General features: G+C 70.9%; 13 protein-coding genes. 7 read left to right on the top strand and 6 right to left on the bottom strand.

Annotation, left to right across the window (positions count from 1 at the left end; all coding sequences use genetic code 11):
- Positions 1-57 precede the first annotated feature (57 nt).
- On the bottom strand, positions 58-1,593 hold the full coding sequence (locus tag ACWDX9_RS17830; protein ID WP_449954862.1) for a long-chain-fatty-acid--CoA ligase: 1,536 nt from the start codon (positions 1,591-1,593) through the stop codon (positions 58-60).
- 141 nt (positions 1,594-1,734) lie between these two features.
- Here ACWDX9_RS17830 and ACWDX9_RS17825 point away from each other — a divergent pair, with 141 nt between their 5' ends.
- Positions 1,735-3,279 (top strand): GMC family oxidoreductase, encoded by a 1,545-nt coding sequence (locus tag ACWDX9_RS17825; RefSeq protein WP_449954859.1) that lies wholly within the window; start codon positions 1,735-1,737, stop codon positions 3,277-3,279.
- A gap of 44 nt (positions 3,280-3,323) precedes the next feature.
- Entirely contained in the window at positions 3,324-4,577 is a 1,254-nt protein-coding gene (locus tag ACWDX9_RS17820; RefSeq protein WP_449954857.1) for a cytochrome P450, read from the top strand.
- On the opposite strand, the gene ACWDX9_RS17815 is transcribed toward ACWDX9_RS17820, so the two are convergent.
- The gene (locus ACWDX9_RS17815) at positions 4,565-5,857 is read right to left on the bottom strand and encodes an MFS transporter (RefSeq protein WP_449954854.1); all 1,293 of its coding nucleotides are present in this window, start codon (positions 5,855-5,857) and stop codon (positions 4,565-4,567) included. The two genes, ACWDX9_RS17820 and ACWDX9_RS17815, sit on opposite strands and share 13 nt — an antisense overlap.
- Before the next feature lie 75 nt (positions 5,858-5,932).
- On the opposite strand from ACWDX9_RS17815, the gene ACWDX9_RS17810 reads away from it, so the two are divergent.
- Positions 5,933-6,814: an alpha/beta fold hydrolase gene (locus ACWDX9_RS17810; RefSeq protein WP_449954851.1), complete on the top strand. Its 882-nt coding sequence runs from the start codon at positions 5,933-5,935 to the stop codon at positions 6,812-6,814.
- Here ACWDX9_RS17810 and ACWDX9_RS17805 read toward each other — a convergent pair.
- Positions 6,804-7,850: a methyltransferase domain-containing protein gene (locus tag ACWDX9_RS17805; RefSeq protein WP_449954850.1), complete on the bottom strand. Its 1,047-nt coding sequence runs from the start codon at positions 7,848-7,850 to the stop codon at positions 6,804-6,806. The genes ACWDX9_RS17810 and ACWDX9_RS17805 overlap by 11 nt on opposite strands.
- A gap of 205 nt (positions 7,851-8,055) precedes the next feature.
- On the opposite strand from ACWDX9_RS17805, the gene ACWDX9_RS17800 reads away from it, so the two are divergent.
- Positions 8,056-9,297, top strand: a complete 1,242-nt coding sequence (locus ACWDX9_RS17800) for a cytochrome P450 (RefSeq protein WP_449954848.1) — start codon at positions 8,056-8,058, stop codon at positions 9,295-9,297.
- Here ACWDX9_RS17800 and ACWDX9_RS17795 read toward each other — a convergent pair whose 3' ends face one another.
- Positions 9,298-10,542, bottom strand: a complete 1,245-nt coding sequence (locus ACWDX9_RS17795; RefSeq protein ID WP_449954845.1) for a hypothetical protein — start codon at positions 10,540-10,542, stop codon at positions 9,298-9,300.
- A gap of 181 nt (positions 10,543-10,723) precedes the next feature.
- On the opposite strand from ACWDX9_RS17795, the gene ACWDX9_RS17790 reads away from it, so the two are divergent.
- Together ACWDX9_RS17790 and leuS are read left to right on the top strand one after the other, a co-directional pair.
- Positions 10,724-11,068, top strand: coding sequence for a hypothetical protein (locus ACWDX9_RS17790; protein WP_449954842.1), 345 nt, complete (start codon positions 10,724-10,726; stop codon positions 11,066-11,068).
- A gap of 591 nt (positions 11,069-11,659) precedes the next feature.
- A complete protein-coding gene (gene leuS, locus ACWDX9_RS17785; protein ID WP_449954840.1) occupies positions 11,660-14,110 on the top strand; it encodes a leucine--tRNA ligase in 2,451 nt (816 codons plus the stop codon).
- A 1-nt stretch (position 14,111) separates the two neighbouring features.
- Here the strand turns inward: leuS and ACWDX9_RS17780 are convergent, their stop codons facing one another.
- The gene (locus ACWDX9_RS17780) at positions 14,112-15,080 is read right to left on the bottom strand and encodes a TIGR03557 family F420-dependent LLM class oxidoreductase (RefSeq protein WP_449954837.1); all 969 of its coding nucleotides are present in this window, start codon (positions 15,078-15,080) and stop codon (positions 14,112-14,114) included.
- Positions 15,081-15,109: 29 nt separating this feature from the next.
- A complete protein-coding gene (locus ACWDX9_RS17775) occupies positions 15,110-15,532 on the bottom strand; it encodes a hypothetical protein (protein ID WP_397364915.1) in 423 nt (140 codons plus the stop codon).
- Positions 15,533-15,697: 165 nt separating this feature from the next.
- Between ACWDX9_RS17775 and ACWDX9_RS17770 the strand changes: the two genes are divergently transcribed.
- The gene (locus tag ACWDX9_RS17770; protein WP_449954834.1) at positions 15,698-18,799 is read left to right on the top strand and encodes a S41 family peptidase; all 3,102 of its coding nucleotides are present in this window, start codon (positions 15,698-15,700) and stop codon (positions 18,797-18,799) included.
- Positions 18,800-19,084 lie beyond the last annotated feature (285 nt).

The raw sequence follows: 19,084 nt of genomic DNA, 5'->3' as shown, positions 1-19,084 counted from the left end.
CCGCAAAGAGAAAGGCGCGGGCAGAGTGCCCGCGCCTGAGGGAAAGGAGTCGACCGGTTACCGCAGCTCGCGCTTGAGGATCTTGCCCGTGGCCGTCATCGGCAGGGAGTCGCGGAACTCGACCATCCGGGGGTACTTGTAGGCCGCCATGTTGTCCTTGGCCCAGGCGATCAGCTCGTCCTCGGTGATCGCCGAGCCCGGCGCGGGGATGACGTACGCCTTGATCTCCTCGCCGTGGGACTCGTGCGCGACCCCCACCACGGCGGCCAGCGACACGGCCTCGTGGGTCATCAGGACCTCTTCGAGCTCCCGCGGATAGACGTTGAAGCCGCCACGGATGATCATGTCCTTGGCCCGGTCGATGATGGAATAGTAGCCGTCCGCGTCACGGGTCGCGATGTCGCCCGTGCGGAACCAGCCGTCGTTCATCACCTCGGCCGTCGCCTCCGGGCGGCCGTAGTAGCCCTTCATGATGTTGTGGCCGCGGACGGCGATCTCGCCGGGGCCCTCGCCCTCGACGGTCTTCCAGTCGCCGTCGACCAGCTTCATCTCCACGCCCCAGATCGGGGTGCCGATGGTGCCGGGCTTAGTGGGACGGCCGAGCTGGTTGAAGCTGGCCACCGGCGACGTCTCCGACAGGCCGTATCCCTCCAGGATGCCGATGCCGAAGGTGCGCTCGAAGTCCTTGAGCACCTCCACCGGCGAGGACGCGCCGCCCGCGACGGCGACGCGCAGGGAGCGGGGCACCTCCACGCCGTCCGCGTGGATCTTGGTGAGCATGCCCCAGTACATCGTCGGCACCCCGGCGAAGAACGTGACCCCCTCCTTGGCCATGAGCGCCAGCGCGTCGCCCGGGTCGAAACGCGGCAGCAGCACGACGGTGGCGCCGCGCAGGAAGCCGGTGTTCATGACCACGGTCTGGCCGAAGGAGTGGAACAGCGGCAGGACCGCCAGGTACGTGTCGCCCTCGTCGGAGCGGGGGAACATCTTGTCGTTGACCATGGCGTTGAGCAGCATGTTCTGGTGGCTGAGCTCGGCGCCCTTGGGCTGGCCCGTGGTGCCCGAGGTGTAGAGGATCACCGCGGTGTCGTCCGGCGACGTCTGCACGGTCTCGAACTCGCCCGCCATGCCGCCCAGCGCCGCCCAGACCGACTCGCCGTACTCGGACTCGGTCGCGAGCGGGGTCGCGGGCAGCACGAAGAAGTGCTCGCAGCCCTCCGCGGCCTCGAAGCCCGCCTTGCCGCGCTCGCCCAGCGGCAGCTCGGGGGTGCCCTCGAAGCAGAAGAAGGCCTTGGCGTCGCTGTCGCCGAGATGGTAGGTGATCTCCCGCGACTGCAGCAGCACGTTGAGCGGCACCACCGTGGCGCCGGCCTTCAGGATGCCGAAGTAGACGAACGGGAAATACGGCAGGTTGGGGCACGCCAGCGCCACCTTGTCCCCCTTGCCGACACCGCGGGAGACCAGGAGGTTCGCGACCTGGTTGGCTATGGTGTCGATCATGGAGTACGGCAGCCGCATGTCGCCGAAGACGATGGCGGTGCCGTCAGGGGTGTTCCTGGCGCTGTCCTCCAGGACGGTCGACAGGTTGAGCATGACGCCTTCCTCCTCAAAGCCGGGGCTTGGGCGCCATCCTCGCAGGAGGCCATACCGACCGGTAGGTAACGGAGGTCACAACTGCGTATGGACGTGCCGCCCGGCCTGGAGTAAGCAAGTAACAAGTTACTTGGAGGGGCCATGGAGTACGACTACGTGATCGTCGGGGCGGGATCCGCCGGGTGTGTGCTGGCCAACAGGCTCTCGGCCGATCCCGGCGTGACGGTCGCGTTAGTCGAGGCGGGCGGCCAGGACGACAAGCTGGAGATCCGCATGCCCGCGGGCTTCGCCAAGCTGTTCAAGACCGACTACGACTGGAACTACACCACGGCCAAACAGGGCGAGATGTCGGGCCGAGAGCTCTACTGGCCCCGGGGCCGCGTGATCGGCGGCTCGTCCTCGCTCAACGCCCAGATGTGGGTGCGCGGCTGCGAGCGCGACTACGACCAGTGGGGCGTCCCCGGCTGGTCGTACAGTGAGGTCCTGCCGTACTTCACCAGGGCCGAGCACCGCGTGGGCAGCAACGAGGGCGGCGTCTACGGCACCTCCGGGCCCCTCTACATCTCCGAGCTCCGCAGCCCCAACGTCACCACCGCCGCCTTCCTCAAGGCGTGCGAGGAGCTCGGCCTCACCCGGCTCAAGGAGCTGAACGGCCCCTCCAACGAGGGCTACAGCCCCACCCCCGTCACCCAGAACCGGGGCCGCAGATGGAGCTCGGCCGACGCCTACCTGCGCCCGGCCAAGGGCCGGCCCAACCTCCACGTGATCACCGCGGCCACCGTGGACCGGGTGGTGTTCGAGGGCAGGCGCGCGATCGGCATCGAGCACAGCGGCGGGGCCCAGGTCAGGGCCAAGGGTGAGGTCATCCTGTCCGCGGGCGCGATCGGGTCCCCGTACCTGCTGATGCGCTCCGGCGTGGGCGCCCCCGACGAGCTGCGCGACGCCGGGGTCACCGTCGTGCACGAGCTGCCCGAGGTCGGCAAGAACCTCCAGGACCACCTTTCGAGCGGCGTGTACGTCGAGTGCAAGCAGCCGGTGACGCTGACCAAGGCCGAGTCGATCAGCAACCTGCTGCGTTACATCGTGCTGCGCTCCGGCATGCTCACCACGAACGTGGGCGAGGCGGTCGCGTTCATCAGGACCTCGGCCGAGGAGCCCGCCCCCGACATCGAGCTGATCTTCGCGCCCGGGCCGTTCGTCGACCACGGCCTCACCCCGCCGACCGGCCACGGGCTCACCGTCGGCGTCGTGCTGCTGCAGCCGGAGAGCCGCGGCAGGGTCGGGCTCAACGGGCGGGACGTGGTCATCGACCCCGCCTACCTGAGCGCGGAGGCCGACGTCAAACGCCTGGTCGCGGGGCTGAAGACGGCCAAGCAGGTCTTCGCCACGGCCGCGATGAAGCCGTGGGCGGGCGGGCCGATGGCGCCGTACTGGGCGCCGGAGAGCGACGAGGAGCTGGCGCGGTGGGTGCGCGAGCGCGGCGAGACGCTCTACCACCCGGTCGGCACCTGCCGCATGGGGACGGACGACGCCTCCGTGGTCGACCCCTCCCTGCGCGTGCGCGGGGTCGAAGGGCTCAGGGTCGTCGACGTGTCGGTGATGCCGACGTTGAACCGCGGCCACACCCATGCCCCGGCTATCATGATCGGCGAAAAGGCAGCCGATCTGATCGGGAAGCACCGGTAAGTGCCTCTTGACGTAAGTGGGCACTTGCAGAAGGCTTGTGTGATATGACACTGTCCGCCGACCTGGACCTGTCGCAGATCCCGTTCTGGGGCCTGCCGCAGTCCGAGCGCAATGAGGCCTTTCGCAGGCTGAGACAGATGGACCGCCCGGTCTTCATGCGGGAGCAGATCCTGCCGTTCATCGGCGGCGGCCCCGGCTTCTACGCCCTGGTGCGCCACGCCGACGTGACCGAGGCCAGCAGGAACGCCGCCGTGTTCAGCAGCGAGCCCTGCTCCAACAGCATCCCCGACATGCCCCGCTGGCTGAGCGTGTACTTCGGCTCCATGATCAACATGGACGACCCGAAGCACGCGCAATTACGGCGGATCGTCTCCAGGGCCTTCACGCCGCGCATCCTGGCGAAGATGGAGGAGGACCTCGCCAGGGCCGCCGCCGAGATCGTGGACGACGCGATCGAGCAGGGGCCGGGCGACTTCGTCGCGCAGGTGGCCGCCAAGCTCCCCGTACGGGTCATCTGCGACATGATGGGGATCCCGGTCGAGTTCCACGACATGGTGCTGCAGCAGACCAACGTCATCCTGGGCAACGCCGACCCCGAGTACACCGGCGTCGGCACCGACCTCACCCGCCGCAACGTCGCCAAGGGCCTGGGCAAGCTGCTGCGCGCCGGCTACTCCCTCAACCGGCTGGCCGCCCGCCTCGGTGACGAGCGGCGCAAGCGCCCCACGGGCGACCTGGTCAGCCTGCTGGTCAACGGCGAGGAGCGGCTCAGCCCGCAGCAGCTCGGGTCGTTCTTCATCCTGCTCGTGGTGGCGGGCAGCGAGACCACCCGCAACGCCATCGCGCACGGCCTCAGGCTCTTCACCGAGCACCCCCACCAGCGCGCGATCCTGCTGAACAACTTCGACGGCCACATCGTCACCGCGTGCGACGAGATCATCCGCTACGCCACGCCCGTGATCCAGTTCCGCCGCACGCTGACGCGGGACCACGAGATGAACGGCATGCGGTACAGGAAGGGCGACAAGGTGCTGCTCTTCTACAACTCCGCCAACCGTGACGAGGCCGTCTTCGCCAACCCCGACACCTTCGACATCACCCGCGACCCCAACCCGCACGTCGGCTTCGGCGGGCCCGGGCCGCACTACTGCCTGGGCGCGCACCTGGCGCGCAGGGAGATGACCGTGATGTTCCGCGAGCTGTTCACCCGGGTGCCGCACATCAAGGCCGTGGGCGAGCCCGACCACCTGCTGTCCAACTTCATCAACGGCATCAAGCACATGAGCTACACCTTCTGACCTGCGCGCCGGAGCAGCGCCACCGGCAGCAGCGCTCCGGCCAGCGCCAGCCCGGCCGCCACCAGCAACATCGAGGTGACCCCCGCTCGGTACGGCGCCGCCAGCACGGCCACGCCCACAGCCGTGCCGACCTGCTTGACCGTGTTCACGACTCCGGTGGCCATGCCCACCCGGTCCATCGGCGCGGTCAGGCCGACCTGGTTGGCGACGACGTTCCCGGCGCCCAGACCCAGGCCGCCCAGGAACAGCCCGAACATGATCGGCGTCCACGGGTTGGCCGCGGGGATGCTCATGACCAGCAGCGCGACCGCGATCAGCGCCGGGCCGGCGGCGATGAGCACGCCCATCGGCCACCGGTGCAGCACCCGGCCGATCGCGACGGGCCCGATGACGGCCGCCGCGCTGAAGGCCAGGAAACGCGTGCCCGCCTCGACGGGGCTGGTGTGCAGCTCGCCCTGCACGTACAGGGTGAGGTACGTGAACGCGCCCAGCAGCGCCGCCAGCATGAGCAGCGTCGTCCCCGAGCCGACCGCGAACACCCCGTTCCTGAAGAGCCCGAAGTCGATCATCGGCTCGGCCGAGCGCCGCTCCACGACCACGAACGCCGCCAGCAGGACCAGCCCTGCCACGAGCAGCCACGGGAGGTCGTGGATGAGCGCCGGGATGATCGCGAACAGCGCCGCCGCGACCAGCACGATCCCCGCCGGGTCGAGGTGGCCCGTGCCGCGCGACTCCGCCACCCGTTGCCGCAGCGCCACCAGCACGAACGCGCCGATCGGCAGGTTGATCAGGAAGATCGCCCGCCAGCCGAACGCCCCCGTCAGCGCTCCGCCCACGACCGGGCCCAGCGTCATGGCCAGGCCGGAGACCGCGCTGAAGATCCCGAGCGCCTTGCCCCGCTCCGGCCCCTCGGGGTACGCGGAGGCGATCAACGGCGTCGTGGTCCCGTACAGCGCCGACGCGCCCAGGCCCTGCACGCCCCTGGCCAGGTCGAGCAGGGGCGCCGTCGGCGCCAGGGCGCAGGCCAGCGAGGCCAGGGTGAAGACCGAGACCCCGACCGTCAGCAGCCGGCGCCTGCCGTAGCGGTCGGCCAGGACCCCGGCGGGTAACAGGACAGCGGCCAGCGTGAGCGCGTACGCGTCCACCACCCACTGCACCTCGGGCAGGCTCGCTCTCAGGCCGGAGCGGATGTCGGGCAGCGCGATCGTCACGGCGGTCAGGTCCACCACGACGAGCACGATGGTCAATGACGCGAGCGCGAGCACCCATCCCCGCCGCATGAGTTCTCCTCTGTGAGACAGGCCCCTTGGAGTAGTGGTACCTCCGAGGCGGGTCGAATGCTAGGTTTCGCAGTCATGGAGATCAGGACTATCCACGCCAACGGAGTGGAGTTCGCGTATCTGTCGTTGGGTGAGGGGCCGCTGGCGCTGTGCCTGCACGGCTTCCCCGACTCCGCGCACACCTGGCGGCACCTGATGCCCGCGCTGGCCCAGCGCGGCTACCGCGCGGTCGCGCCGTTCATGCGGGGATACGCGCCCACCGAGGTGCCCGCCGACGGCGCGTACGAGGACGCCGCGCTGGTCGCCGACGTCCGCGCGCTGCACGAGGAGCTCGGGGGCGATGAGGACGCGGTCGTCATCGGGCACGACTGGGGCGCCTTCCCCGTGTACCACCTGGCAGGACGTTTCCGGCGCGCCGTCACGCTCGCGGTGCCGCCGCCCGGCGCGCTCGGCGCCGGGTTCCTGGAGTACGAGCAGCTCAAGCGGTCGTTCTACGTCTTCCTCTTCCAGACGGCCGTGGGCGAGGCGGCCGCCGCGAGCCCCGGCTTCCTCGAGGGCCTCTGGCGCGACTGGTCGCCCGGCTACGACGCGCGCGAGGACATGGAGTTCGTACGGCGCAGCATCGGTGAGCCCGCCAACCTGAGCGCGGCCCTCGGCTACTACCGGGCCATGCTCGGCACCACGCCTCCGTCCGGCCGCTACCCGGCCCTGGAGGGCGGGATCACCGCCCCCGTCCTGTACCTGCACGGCGTCCAGGACGGAGGCCTGAGCGCCGAGCTGGCCAAGAACGCGATGAGCCACCTGCCCCCGGGGTCGCGGGCCGAGCTGGTGGCGGGCGCCGGGCACTTCCTCCACCTGGAGCGCCCGGCCGAGGTCAACCGGCTGATCCTGGACTGGCTCGGCTCGCCGTCCGCGGCCGAGATGACCCAGGTCCGCCCGCGGGGGTTCACCTCCTGACGCGGCCCGCCTCCTTCCTGAGGACCGCGATCTCCGGATGCTGCCCCGAGAGGCTGACCCGGACCGCCTCCTCCAGCGCGAACCCGCGCGGGATCCCGTCGTGCACCAGCGCCACGGCGAGCCCGTCGGAGGCCAGCACCCGCCGGACCTCCCGCCAGAGCGGGCCGAGGTCCCGCGCGAGCAGCCCGCGGGGCGGCACCTGACGCCCCCAGGGCGGGTTCACCAGCACCCGGTCCACGCTCCCGTCGGCCAGCGGGATCCGCCCGCCGTCCGCCACCCCCCACCCGAACGCCGCCCCGACCCCGGCGCTTGCCGCGCCTCCGGCCCGTGCGTTGGCGGTCGCGGCGCGGAGCGCGGCCGGGTCGTGGTCGTAGCCCAGGAGACGCGCCCCGGGGGCCAGCGCGTGGGCCTCGATGAGCGTCGTGCCCGCGCCGCAGCACGGGTCGAGCACCGTCCCCGCGCCCCCGAGGCGGGCCAGCGCCGCCATGGCGGCGGCCACCGGCGGGTGCAGCGTGCCCCGGATCGAGTCCGTCTTGTACGCCCGCCGGTGCAGCGGCCGGTCCGCCAGCCGCAGCGCGATGAGCGCCCGGTCGCCCTCGATCGTGACCCGCCACGCCATCGCGTCCTGCGGCGGCCGCGCCCCGTCCCTCCTGGAGTGGTACGGCAGCCGCAGCGGCCGCGCCAGCTCGGCCCCGACCGCGTCCTCGATCTCGAACCGGGTGTAGTTGCGCCGCCCGACGAACGACGCCGACACCTCCACCCCGCTGCCCGTCAGCCCTCCCAGGCTCACGGAGCGGGCCGCGCGGGCCAGCCGGCGCAGCGCGGAGCGGCCGTGGCCGATCCCGTCCACCACGGCGGCGGCCAGCAGCACGTCGTCCGCGGTCCGCAGGCCCGTCAGGTCGGCTCCCGGCGCGGCCTCGAACCACACCTCGCGATGGCGCACCCCGTGCACCACGCCCAGCCGGGAACGTCGAATCTCCGTGGCCACCAGGGGCTCGATGCCATGCACCGCCCTGGCCACGGCAAAGGTATGCACGTGTCCTTCTCCCACGTCGCGACCCGGGACGGCGCTCGCTCAGCCGTCCCGCATCGCCGGCGGTGGGATCGTCCGCGCCCCGCCGGCGGATCGCTACCGGAGGTGGAAGAAGAACGTCATGCGCGCCACCCTAGAGCCCGCCCGCCACCGGGAGCCACTGATTTTCACATTGACGTAAGTGGTTGCTTTCACAAAAGATGGCCTTATGAGCGTCCTTGACTTCGATCTGTCGGATCGCGACTTCTGGGCCAGGCCCATGAGCGAGCGCGAGGAGGCGTTCGAGCGGCTGCGCGCGCTGAAGACCCCCGCCTTCTTCCAGGAGATGGAGATCGACTTTGCGCCCAGGGGCCCCGGCTACCACGCCCTGGTCAAGCACGCCGACATCCTCGAGGCCAGCCGCAACCCCGAGGTCTTCTGCTCGGGCGACGGCGGCGCGACGAACATCCCCGACATGCCCGCCGAGTTCGCCGAGTACTTCGGCTCGATGATCAACATGGACGACCCGCGCCACGCCAGGCTGCGCCGGATCGTCTCGCGCGCGTTCACGCCCAAGATGATCAAACAGTTCGAGGCGGACGTGGAGGCGGCGGCCGCCGGCATCGTGGACGACCTGCTGGCGAAGGGACCGGGCTGCGACTTCGTCACCGAGGTCGCCGCGCGCCTCCCGCTGAAGATCATCTGCGACATGATGGGCATCCCCGAGCGGGACTACCGGTTCGTCTTCGAGCACTCGAACGTCATCCTCGGCGGCTTCGACCCCGAATACGGCGGCGCCGATCTCACCCAGCTCGCCGAGCGCCTGCTCACCGCCGGCATGGAGCTCCAGCAGCTCGTCCAGGACCTCGCCGCCCACCGCGCCGAGAACCCCACGGACGACCTGACGTCGTCCCTGGTCAACGCCAACATCGACGGCGAGCGGCTGACGATGCAGGAGCTGGGGTCGTTCTTCATCCTGCTGGTGGTGGCGGGCAACGAGACCACCAGGAACGCCATCTCGTACGGGCTGCGCCTGCTCACCAACAACCCCGACCAGCGCGCGCTCTGGCTGGAGGACATCGACGGGCACGCGCCCGGCGCCGTGGAGGAGATCGTCCGGCTGGCCTCCCCGGTGAACTTCATGCGCCGCAAGGTCACCAGGGACCACGAGATGAACGGGCACCTCTACCGCAAGGGTGAGAAGGCGGTCCTGTTCTACTGGTCGGCGAACAGGGACGAGAGCGTGTTCGCCGACCCGCACCGCTTCGACATCACCCGGCAGCCCAACCCGCACGTCGGCTTCGGCGGGCCCGGGCCCCACTTCTGCCTGGGCGCGCACCTGGCCAGGCGGGAGATCACGGTGATGTTCCGCGAGCTGCTGCGCCGCGTGCCGCGCATCGAGGGCGGCCGGCCCGACCGGCTGCACTCCATGTTCATCAACGGGATCAAGCACATGGAGTGCGACTTCTGATCAGCCCTGGGCGCCGATCCTCAGCTGGTTCATGACCGTGCGGATGTCGGGCAGGAGCTGCTTGCTGTCCGCCGGGATCGACATGTAGACGATGGCCGGGAGGTTGCCGCCGGTGTTGACGGCCATCGTCACGATCGTGGCCTTCTCCGTCTCCGACGTCAGCGAGTACGCGATCAGGCGTCCCGTGTTGTCACCCACCTTGATCGGCTGCTGGGCGATCTTGCGGACCTTGTTGCCGGTGGGGAAGAAGCGCTTGCGCGCGTCCAGCACCACCTGCTTGATGACCGGCTCCAGGTTGTCCTTCTCGTAGTACGAGGCCAGCTTCTGCGGCAGCGGGCCCGACATGAGCTGGGCGCTCGTGTCCTGCGTGATCGGGACGAACTGGCGGGTGTCGTAGTTGTACGTGGCCTTGACGGTGGTACGCGTGTCCAGCCGCCACGTGCCGCCCAGGCGCGGGAGCGAGATCCCGGCGGCGGCGTCGGGCACCCTGCCCAGGACCGGGGCGGCCTTGCCCGGGTACTTCGGCAGCGCGCCGAGCGTGGTCGAGGTCCTCGTGGAGCTCGGCTTCTGCGAGGTGGTCGGCTTCTCGGCCACGGTGTTGGAGGCGGCCGGGTCGTCACCGGCCAGCGGGCCGGCGAGGAACGCCCACAGCAGCGCCGCGACCAGCGCGATCGCCACGGAGCCGCCGAGCGCGTAGATCCAGATGGGCCTGCCCTGGCTCTCCTCCTCCAGGGAGTCCTCGTCGCCCATGGCCTGGTAGTCGTCACCGAAGACGGTGTTCCAGAGCTCCTGCTGGCGCTCCGGCGGCGGTGTGCGGGAGCCGCTGATCTGGCCTGCGGTCACGAACGGGCGGTCGGGGTCCGAGGGGTCGCGGTTCAGGTTCGAGCCGGGGCGCGGGGCGCCGGTGTCCTCGGCGGGGGGCGTGGCGCTGATGTTCGATGAGTCCATGGTGGGGGAGGGGGTGGCGCGGTCGTTGAGCAGGTTCTCCGTGTGCTGGGCGTACGTCATCGTCCGCTCTTCGGAAGGGTGTGCCTGCCGGGGCGGCGCGTGCGCGCCCTGCGGAAGGTCGTCGAGCTGGTACATGGCCGTCGCCTGCTCCGGGGAGCCGGCGTTGTCCCGCTCGGCGGGGGGCCAGGGGGCGGGGGAGGAGAGGTTCGACCAGGAGCCGGCGGACTGGGGCGGCGGCTGCTCCCACGCCGGGATCGGGTCCGGCGGCTGCTCCCACGCGGGGATCGGGTCCGGCACCGGGCGCTCCCCGCCTCGCGGGGGGAACTCCGAGCCGCCCCGTGCCGGCGCCTCGGACCAGGAGGCCGGCCCGGCGCTGCCCTGCTGAGGCCCGTCCGGCCATGAGGACGGCCCGCCGGGGAGCGAGGACGGCCCGCCCGGGAGCGGCGACGGCCCGCCGGGGGGCGGAAGGTCGGGCCGGGTGGACCGCCCGCCCTGCGGTGCGGCATCCGGCCACGAGGACGGGCCGTTCTGCGGCGGGGAGTCAGACCAGGACGACGGGCCCGCCGCGCTCGGGGGCGGCACGTCCGGCCAGGAGGAAGGGCCGGAGGCGCCCTGCGGGGAGGGCTCGGGCCAGGAGGGGCCGGTGGCGTCGCGGGCCGGCGGGGCCGGCCAGGAGGGCCCGGTGGCGCCCTGGGGCGGCAGGTCCGGCCACGACTGCGGGCCCCCGGCCTCGGAACGGGCGGGCTCGGGGCGGGACCTGCGGGGTGGCTCCGGCCAGGAGTCGTCCGTGCGCGGCGGCTCGGGCCACGCCGGGTCCTGCTGAGCGGACCTCGGGGCCTCGGGCCAGGACATGGGGACCTCCGTTGCGGGGGAGCCGGGCGCGTCGCGGCGCGGTGCGTCTGGCCAGGACGGTGGCAGGTGTGGTCCGGAATTCTCCGTTGCCATTGCTGCCGGCCCTCCCGAGTATCTGTCCGGATAGCCCGTTATATCCGGATTTGACGTACCAGGCATGATCTCATGGGATTTTCCAGGAGATACAGGTGGTTCCGCAGCGAAACGAGCGAAGCCGTGCGGATCCGTCGGCGGGTCCTGCATGGGCAGGCCTGCCTCCGGTCGCTCGGGCTCAACTGGGTACACCACGGTGACAAGGGTATTCATAGGGGACGAATGAGGTCACAACGGATACATCACCATCAGGTCTCGCTGGACCTGAAGGGTCCATTGTGCCTGCGGACCTCGATCGAGTATCTGCATTCAGCCGAAGACGTGCGCTAGGCTTGACACATGCGTTCCGCGACCCTGCTTCTTAGCGGGCCGCGACGGCCCTGAAGATTCTCGCCGTCGCGGCTACCCCTCGTTGTGTGCACGGGGGGTTTTCTTATGGGGTCCGAATCAAGCCAGAAGGACAGTAGCCGTGAGTGAGTACGATCCGCAGGCGCTGCAGGCCAAGTGGCAGCAGCGATGGGAGGAGCAGGAACCCTACCGGGCCAGCGAAGACCCCGCCGACCCGCGCGAGCGCCGCTACATGCTCGACATGTTCCCCTACCCGTCCGGCGACCTGCACATGGGGCACGCCGAGGCCTTCGGGCTGGGCGACGTGGTCGCTCGTTACTGGTACCAGCGGGGTTACAACGTCATGCACCCGATCGGGTGGGACTCCTTCGGCCTGCCGGCGGAGAACGCCGCGATCAAGCGGAACGCCCATCCGGCCGAGTGGACCTACGCCAACATCGAGACGCAGGTCACCTCGTTCAAGCGCTACGCGCTGTCCTTCGACTGGTCGCGCCGTCTGCACACCAGCGACCCCGACTACTACCGCTGGAACCAGTGGCTGTTCAACCGGTTCTTCGAGCGCGGCCTGGCCTACCGCAAGGGCGGCCTGGTCAACTGGTGCCCCAACGACCAGACCGTGCTGGCCAACGAGCAGGTCGTGGCCGGCAAGTGCGAGCGCTGCGGCGCCGACGTCGTCCGCCGCGAGCTGACGCAGTGGTACTTCAAGATCACTGACTACGCGCAGCGCCTGCTGGACGACATGGACCAGCTGCAGGAGGGCTGGTCCGAGCGGCTGCTGACCATGCAGCGCAACTGGATCGGCCGCTCCGAGGGCGCCGACGTGCTGTTCGAGATCGAGGGCCGCGAGGAGCCGGTCCACGTCTACACCACGCGGCCCGACACGCTGTTCGGCGCCACCTTCTTCGTGGTCGCCGTGGACGCCAAGCTGGCCGACGAGATCGTCACCGACGAGCACCGCGCCGAGTTCGAGGCCTACCGCGCCGAGGTCGCCAAGCTGAGCGACATCGAGCGGCTGTCCACCGACAAGGAGAAGACCGGCGTCTTCCTGGGCCGCTACGCGGTCAACCCGGTCAACGGCGAGCGCATCCCGGTCTGGGCGGCCGACTACGTGCTGTCCGACTACGGCCACGGCGCCATCATGGCCGTGCCCGCCCACGACCAGCGCGACCTGGACTTCGCGGTGAAGTTCGAGCTGCCGGTGAAAGTCGTCGTGCACACCGGCCTGGCCGACCCCGGCGAGACCGGCGAGGCCACGCCGGGCGAGGGCACGCTGGTCAACTCCGGGCCGCTCGACGGCCTGACCAAGGTCGAGGCCATCTCCAAGATCATCGAGATCCTGGAGCGCGAGGGCAGGGGCACGGGCGCGGTCAACTACCGGCTGCGCGACTGGCTGCTGTCCCGCCAGCGGTTCTGGGGCACGCCCATCCCGATCATCCACTGCGGCGACTGCGGCGAGGTGCCCGTCCCCGACGAGCAGCTGCCGGTCACGCTGCCCGACATGCGCGGTGAGGCACTGGCCCCCAAGGGCGTCTCCCCGCTGGCCAGCGCCACCGAGTGGGTCAACGTCGAGTGCCCCAAGTGCGGCGGCGCGGCCAAGCGCGACACCGACACGATGGACACGTTCGTCGACTCGTCGTGGTACTACCTGCGTTACTGCTCGCCCGGCTACACCGAGGGCCCGTTCGACGTCGAGCAGGTGCGCAAGTGGGGCCCGATCGACCAGTACGTCGGCGGCATCGAGCACGCGGTGCTGCACCTGCTCTACTCGCGGTTCTTCACCAAGGTCCTGCACGACATGGGCATGGTCGACTTCACCGAGCCGTTCCGGCGCATGCTGAACCAGGGCCAGGTGATCAACGGCGGCAAGGCCATGTCGAAGTCCCTGGGCAACGGCGTCGATCTGGGGCAGCAGATCGACGACTACGGTGTCGACGCCGTGCGCCTGACCATGGTCTTCGCCGGGCCGCCCGAGGACGACATCGACTGGGCCGACCTCTCGCCGGCGGCGTCGCTGAAGTTCCTGGCCCGCGCGCTGCGCGTCATGTCCGAGGTGGACAGCGCGCCCGGCGTGGCGTTCGAGGGCGGCGACGTGGAGCTGCGCAAGGTCACCCACCGCACGATCGACGAGGTCACCAAGCTGGTCGAGTCCTACCGCTTCAACGTCGCGGTGGCGCGCATGATGGAGCTGACCTCGGCCACGCGCAAGGCCATCGACTCCGGCCCCGGCGCGGGCGACCCCGCGGTGCGCGAGGCCGCGGAGACGCTGGCGATCATGCTGTCGCTGGTGGCCCCGTACACCTCCGAGGAGGGCTGGGAGCGGCTGGGCCGCACCGGCGCCGTCGCCTTCGCCGGGTGGCCGGTGGCCGAGCCCGCGCTGCTGGTGCAGGAGTCGGTCACCTGCGTGGTGCAGGTGGCGGGCAAGGTGCGCGACCGGCTGGAGGTCTCGCCGGACATCACCGAGGACGAGCTGCGGCAGCTGGCGCTGGCCTCGGAGAAGGTCGCCCCCTACCTGACGAACTCGCCCCGCAAGGTGATCGTCCGGGCGCCCAAGCTGGTCAACATCGTCCCGTAACTCATAGCTGGCGCAGGGCCGGCAGCAGCTCCTTCTCCGCCCAGTCGAAGAAGGGCTGCTGCTGGTCGTGCCCGATCTGGACGAGCGCGACGTGGGTGTACCCGGCGTCGGCGAACTGCCTGACGCCCTGCACGACCGCGTCCACGTCGTTGCCGCACGGCACGCTCTGGGCCACGTCCTCGGGGCGTACGGTGCCGGTCGCGGCGGCGAAGTTCACCGGAGCGGGCAGCTCGGCCATGACCTTCCAGCCGCCGGCGGCCGCCCAGCGCCACAGGCGGTGTGCGCGATCCCTGGCGGCCTCGGGATCGGTGTCGTACGCGATGGGCAGCTGCCCGTACACGGGCCTGCCGTGCCCGCCCGCGGCGTTGAACTGCCTGACCACGTCCGGCAGCGGTTCGTTGACCACCAGCACGTCGCCGTACTCGGCGGCGATCTCCGCGGACTGGCCGCCCGAGGCGGCGATGGCGAGCGGGACCGGCCGCTCCGGCAGGTCGTAGAGCTTGGCCGAGTCGACGTCGTAGAACTCGCCCTGGTACGTGACGTAGTCGCCGCCGAACAGCAGCTTGATGATCCGGATCGCCTCGGCGAACATCCGGTGCCGGGTGTCCACGGGCGGCCAGCCCTCGCCGATGACGTGCTCGTTCAGGTTCTCGCCCGCCCCGAGGCCCAGCGTGAACCTGCCCTCGCTCAGCACGCCCATGGTCGCCGCCTTCTGGGCCACCACGGCCGGGTGGTAGCGCATGATGGGGCAGGTCACGTACGTCATGAGCGGCAGGCGCCGGGTGACCTGGGCCGCCGCGCCGAGCACCGACCAGCAGTACGGCGAGTGCCCCATCTCCTCGATCCACGGGAAGTAGTGATCGGAGATGACCGCGTAGTCGAAGCCGATCCGCTCGGCCACCGCGGCGTGATCGACCAGCTCCCGCGCGGGGGTCTGCTCGGACATCAAGGTGTAGCCGATTTGTACCATATGGTGCCGCGTACCCTTGTTTGTCGGTCTTAGTCGGTGGACTGGAGTTCCTCGAGCACCAGCCCTATGCCGATGCCGAGCAGCCAGATGTCCTTGACCAGCCCGATGCCCTGCTCGGACGGGCGCAGGCTGCCCTCCTGCCGCATCCCCGGCGTCCTGAGATACAGGCCGACCAGCCCCGCCGCGAACCCGGTCAGGGCGGCCCCCGCCACCAGCGACGGCACGATCGGCACGAGCAGCGCGGTCCCGAGCGCGATCTCGCTTCTGGAGAGCAGCCTGGTGAAGGCCACCGGGTCCATGTCACGCAGGAACGGGTACGTGTTCGCGGCCATGCCGTGCAGGCCCGCCGCGGTCTGCTCGTCGGCGTGGACCTTGCTGAGCCCGGAGTTGAGGATGACGGCCGCGGCCGCCAGGCGGGACGGGAGCTGGTGTGGACGGGCGCAAAACTTCATAGTCCACCCTCTTCCCGGCATTTCACGCACATCCCCTACTTGACAGTTCGCGGGACGTGGTGAGCCCGTTCGAGGGAGAATTCTTGGGCTGACCTTGGCATCTGGCATTAATGTGCACATGTGACAAACGGCGCATACCTCAGATACCCGCATATCCACGGTGACATGGTCACCTTCGTCGCAGACGACGATGTCTGGCTGGCTCCCCTGTCCGGAGGCAGGGCCTGGCGGTTCACCGCCGACCGCGTCCCGGTGTCGCACCCGAGATTCTCGCCCGACGGCACGCGCATCGCGTGGACGGGCGGCAAGGAGGGCGCGCCGGAGGTGTTCGCGGCCGGGATCGACGGCCCCGAGGGCGAGCGGCTGACCTACTGGGGTGGCGCCACGACCGGCGTACGCGGCTGGACGGGCGAGGGCGACGTGCTGGCGATCACCGCGGCCGGGCAGAGCGAGCGGGGCCGGACCTGGGCGTACGCGGTGCCGCTCGACGGCGGCCCCGCCACGCGCCTGCCGTACGGGTGGGTCAGCGACGTGGCCGTCAGCGGCGCGCGGGTGGCCACCGTGTCGCCGATGTGGCGCGAGCCGTCGCAGTGGAAGCGGTACCGGGGCGGCACGGCCGGCAAGATCTGGGTCGACGCGCAGGGCGACGGGGAGTTCGCCCGCCTGTTCGCCGACAGCACCGCGCAGTACTGGGCGGTCAACTGGGTGGGGGACCGGCTTGTCTTCCTGTCCGACGTCGACGGCGTCGGCAACGTCTACTCCGCCCTGCCCGACGGGTCCGACCTGCGCAGGCACAGCGATCACCAGGAGTTCTACGCCCGCCACGCCGTCGGCGACGGGGAGCGGGTCATCTACAGTCACGCCGGGGACCTGTGGCTGCTGGAGAGCCTGGACGCGGAGCCGTACCGGCTGGACGTGACGCTGGGCGGGCCGCGGCCGGGGCGGGCCAAGCGCCCCGCGCCGCTGCGGGTCGGCGCGTTCTCGCCGGACGCGAGCGGGCGGGCCAGCGCCGTGGAGATCCGCGGCACCGCCCACTGGGTGACCCACCGCGACGGGCCCGCGGGCGTGCTGCGGGCGCAGCCGGGCGTCCGCGTACGGCTGCCGCGGGTGCTCGACGCGGACGGCCGGGCCGTCTGGGTGTCGGACGCCGGCGGCGAGGACGGGCTGGAGATCGGCACGCCGGGCGGCGAGGTCAGGACGCTGGCCACCGGGGAGCTCGGGCGGGTGCTCGAACTGACGGTCTCGCCCGACGGCAAGCACGTGGCGGTCGCCACGCATGACGGGCGGCTGCTGGTCGTCGACGTCGAGTCCGGAAATATCCGGCAGCTCGACCGGACCACGCAGGGAGACGTCAGCGGGCTCACGTTCTCGCCCGACTCGGGGTGGCTGGCCTGGGTGCACCCGCACCACGAGCCGCTGTCGCAGATCAAGATGGGGCGGGTCGATGGGACGTCGGTGATCGACGTGACGTCGGTGCGGTTCTCCGACTTCGACCCGATGTTCACCAAGGACGGGAAGCACCTGGCGTTCCTGTCGGTGCGGACCTTCGACCCGGTGTACGACGCGCACGTCTTCGACATGTCCTTCCATGGCGGGTGCAAGCCGTACATCGTGCCCCTGCAGGCCACCACGCCGTCGCCGTTCGACCCCTCCCTGCAGGGACGCGGGTTCAACGGCGAGGACGACAAGCCCGCCAAGGACGACAAGAAGGACGACTCCGCGCCGCGTACCGAGGTCGATCCCGAAGGGCTCCCCTCGCGCGTGGTGCCGGTGCCGGTGCCCGCGGGCCGCTACGGCAACCTGCGCACCGCCAAGGACGCCCTGCTCTGGCTGCGCCACCCCCTCGCGGGGCAGCTCGGCGACGGCACCGAGCCGGACACCGAGATCGTGCTCGAACGCTACGACCTCAAGAAGCGCGCCAAGGCCGAGCTGGGCAAGGAGGTGCGTGCGTTCGAGGTCAGCGGCGACGGCGGCAGGCTCGTCACCAACGGCAAGAACGGCCTGCAGACCCGCGCCGCCACCGAGGGCGACGAGGTCATCTCCATCGACCTTGACCGGATCGCCGTGGAGATCGACCCGATCGCCGAGTGGCGGCAGGGCTTCCGCGAGGCCGGCCGCCTCATGCGCGACCACTTCTGGCGCGAGGACATGAACGGCGTCGACTGGCAGGGCGTGCTCGACCGCTACGAGCCCCTGGTGGGACGCATCGGCGCCCACTCCGAGCTGATCGACCTGCTCTGGGAGACGCAGGGCGAGCTGGGCACCTCGCACGCGTACGCGAGCGCCAACGGCGCCGGCGTCGACCCGCGCCGCCGCCAGGGGCTCCTCGGCGCGGACCTCGCCAGGGACGACGACGGCGTGTGGCGGGTCGTACGCATCCTGCCCGGCGAGTCCTCCGACCACGACGCGCGCTCCCCGCTGCTCGCGCCCGGGGTGGCCGTCCGTCCCGGCGACGCGATCGTCGCGGTGGGCGGTCGTCCCGTGGATCCGGTACGCGGTCCGCTGGCCCTCCTGGCGGGCACCGCCGGCCAGCCCACCGAGCTGACCGTACGGCCGGCCGCCGGTGGGGACACCCGCCGCGTCGTGGTCAGCCCGATCGCGGAGGACACCCGGCTGCGCTACCACGACTGGGTGGAGAGCCGCCGTGCCCGCGTCCGGGAGGCCTCCGGCGGCAGGCTCGGATACCTGCACGTGCCCGACATGGTGGCGACGGGGTGGGCGCAGTTCCACCGCGACCTGCGTACCGAGATGGCCTTCGACGGGCTGGTCGTGGACGTGCGCGAGAACGGCGGCGGGCACCTGTCGGAGCTCGTGCTGGAGAAGCTGTCCCGCAAGGTCACGGGGTGGGCGCGGGCACGCGGCTACGAGCCGATGCGCTACCCGGAGGACTCGCCCCGGGGGCCGATCGTGACGATCACCGACGAGTTCGCGGGCTCGGACGGGGACATCGTCAGCGCCGGGATCAAGATCCGCGGCATCGGCCCGCTGGTGGGGACGCGGACCTGGGGCGGGGTGATCGGCATCGACTCCCGGTACTCGCTGGTCGACGGGACGCGGGTCACGCAGCCCCGGTACTCGTTCTGGCTCGAAGGGCACGGCTGGGGCGTGGAGAACTACGGGGTGGAGCCGGACATCGAGGTGGTGATCACGCCGCAGGATCGGGTGGCGGGGCGGGACCCGCAGCTCGAGAAGGCGATCGAGCTGGCGCTGGCCGCCCTCGAAGAACACCAACCCGCCACGCCGCCGGACCTCCCGCCGCTGCAGTAACCTCGCTGCGGTAACCCCCCACTCACCGCCTCACTCACCGCCTCACTCACCGCCTCACTCACCGCCTCACCCACCGCCCCGACCGGCACCCGGCCGCCAGCCCCGCCGTCGGGGCCTCTGCCCACACCCCCCATTCGCCACCTCGACCGGCACTTGGCCACCCACCTCGCCGTCGGGGCCTCCGCCCACTCACCCCCCATTCGCCACCTCGACCGGCACTTGGCCACCCACCTCGCCGTCGGGGCCTCCGCCCACTCACCCCCCATTCGCCACCTCGACCGGCAC

Source organism: Nonomuraea sp. NPDC003201, assembly GCF_053590415.1.
This window is presented reverse-complemented; position numbering and strand designations above follow the sequence as displayed.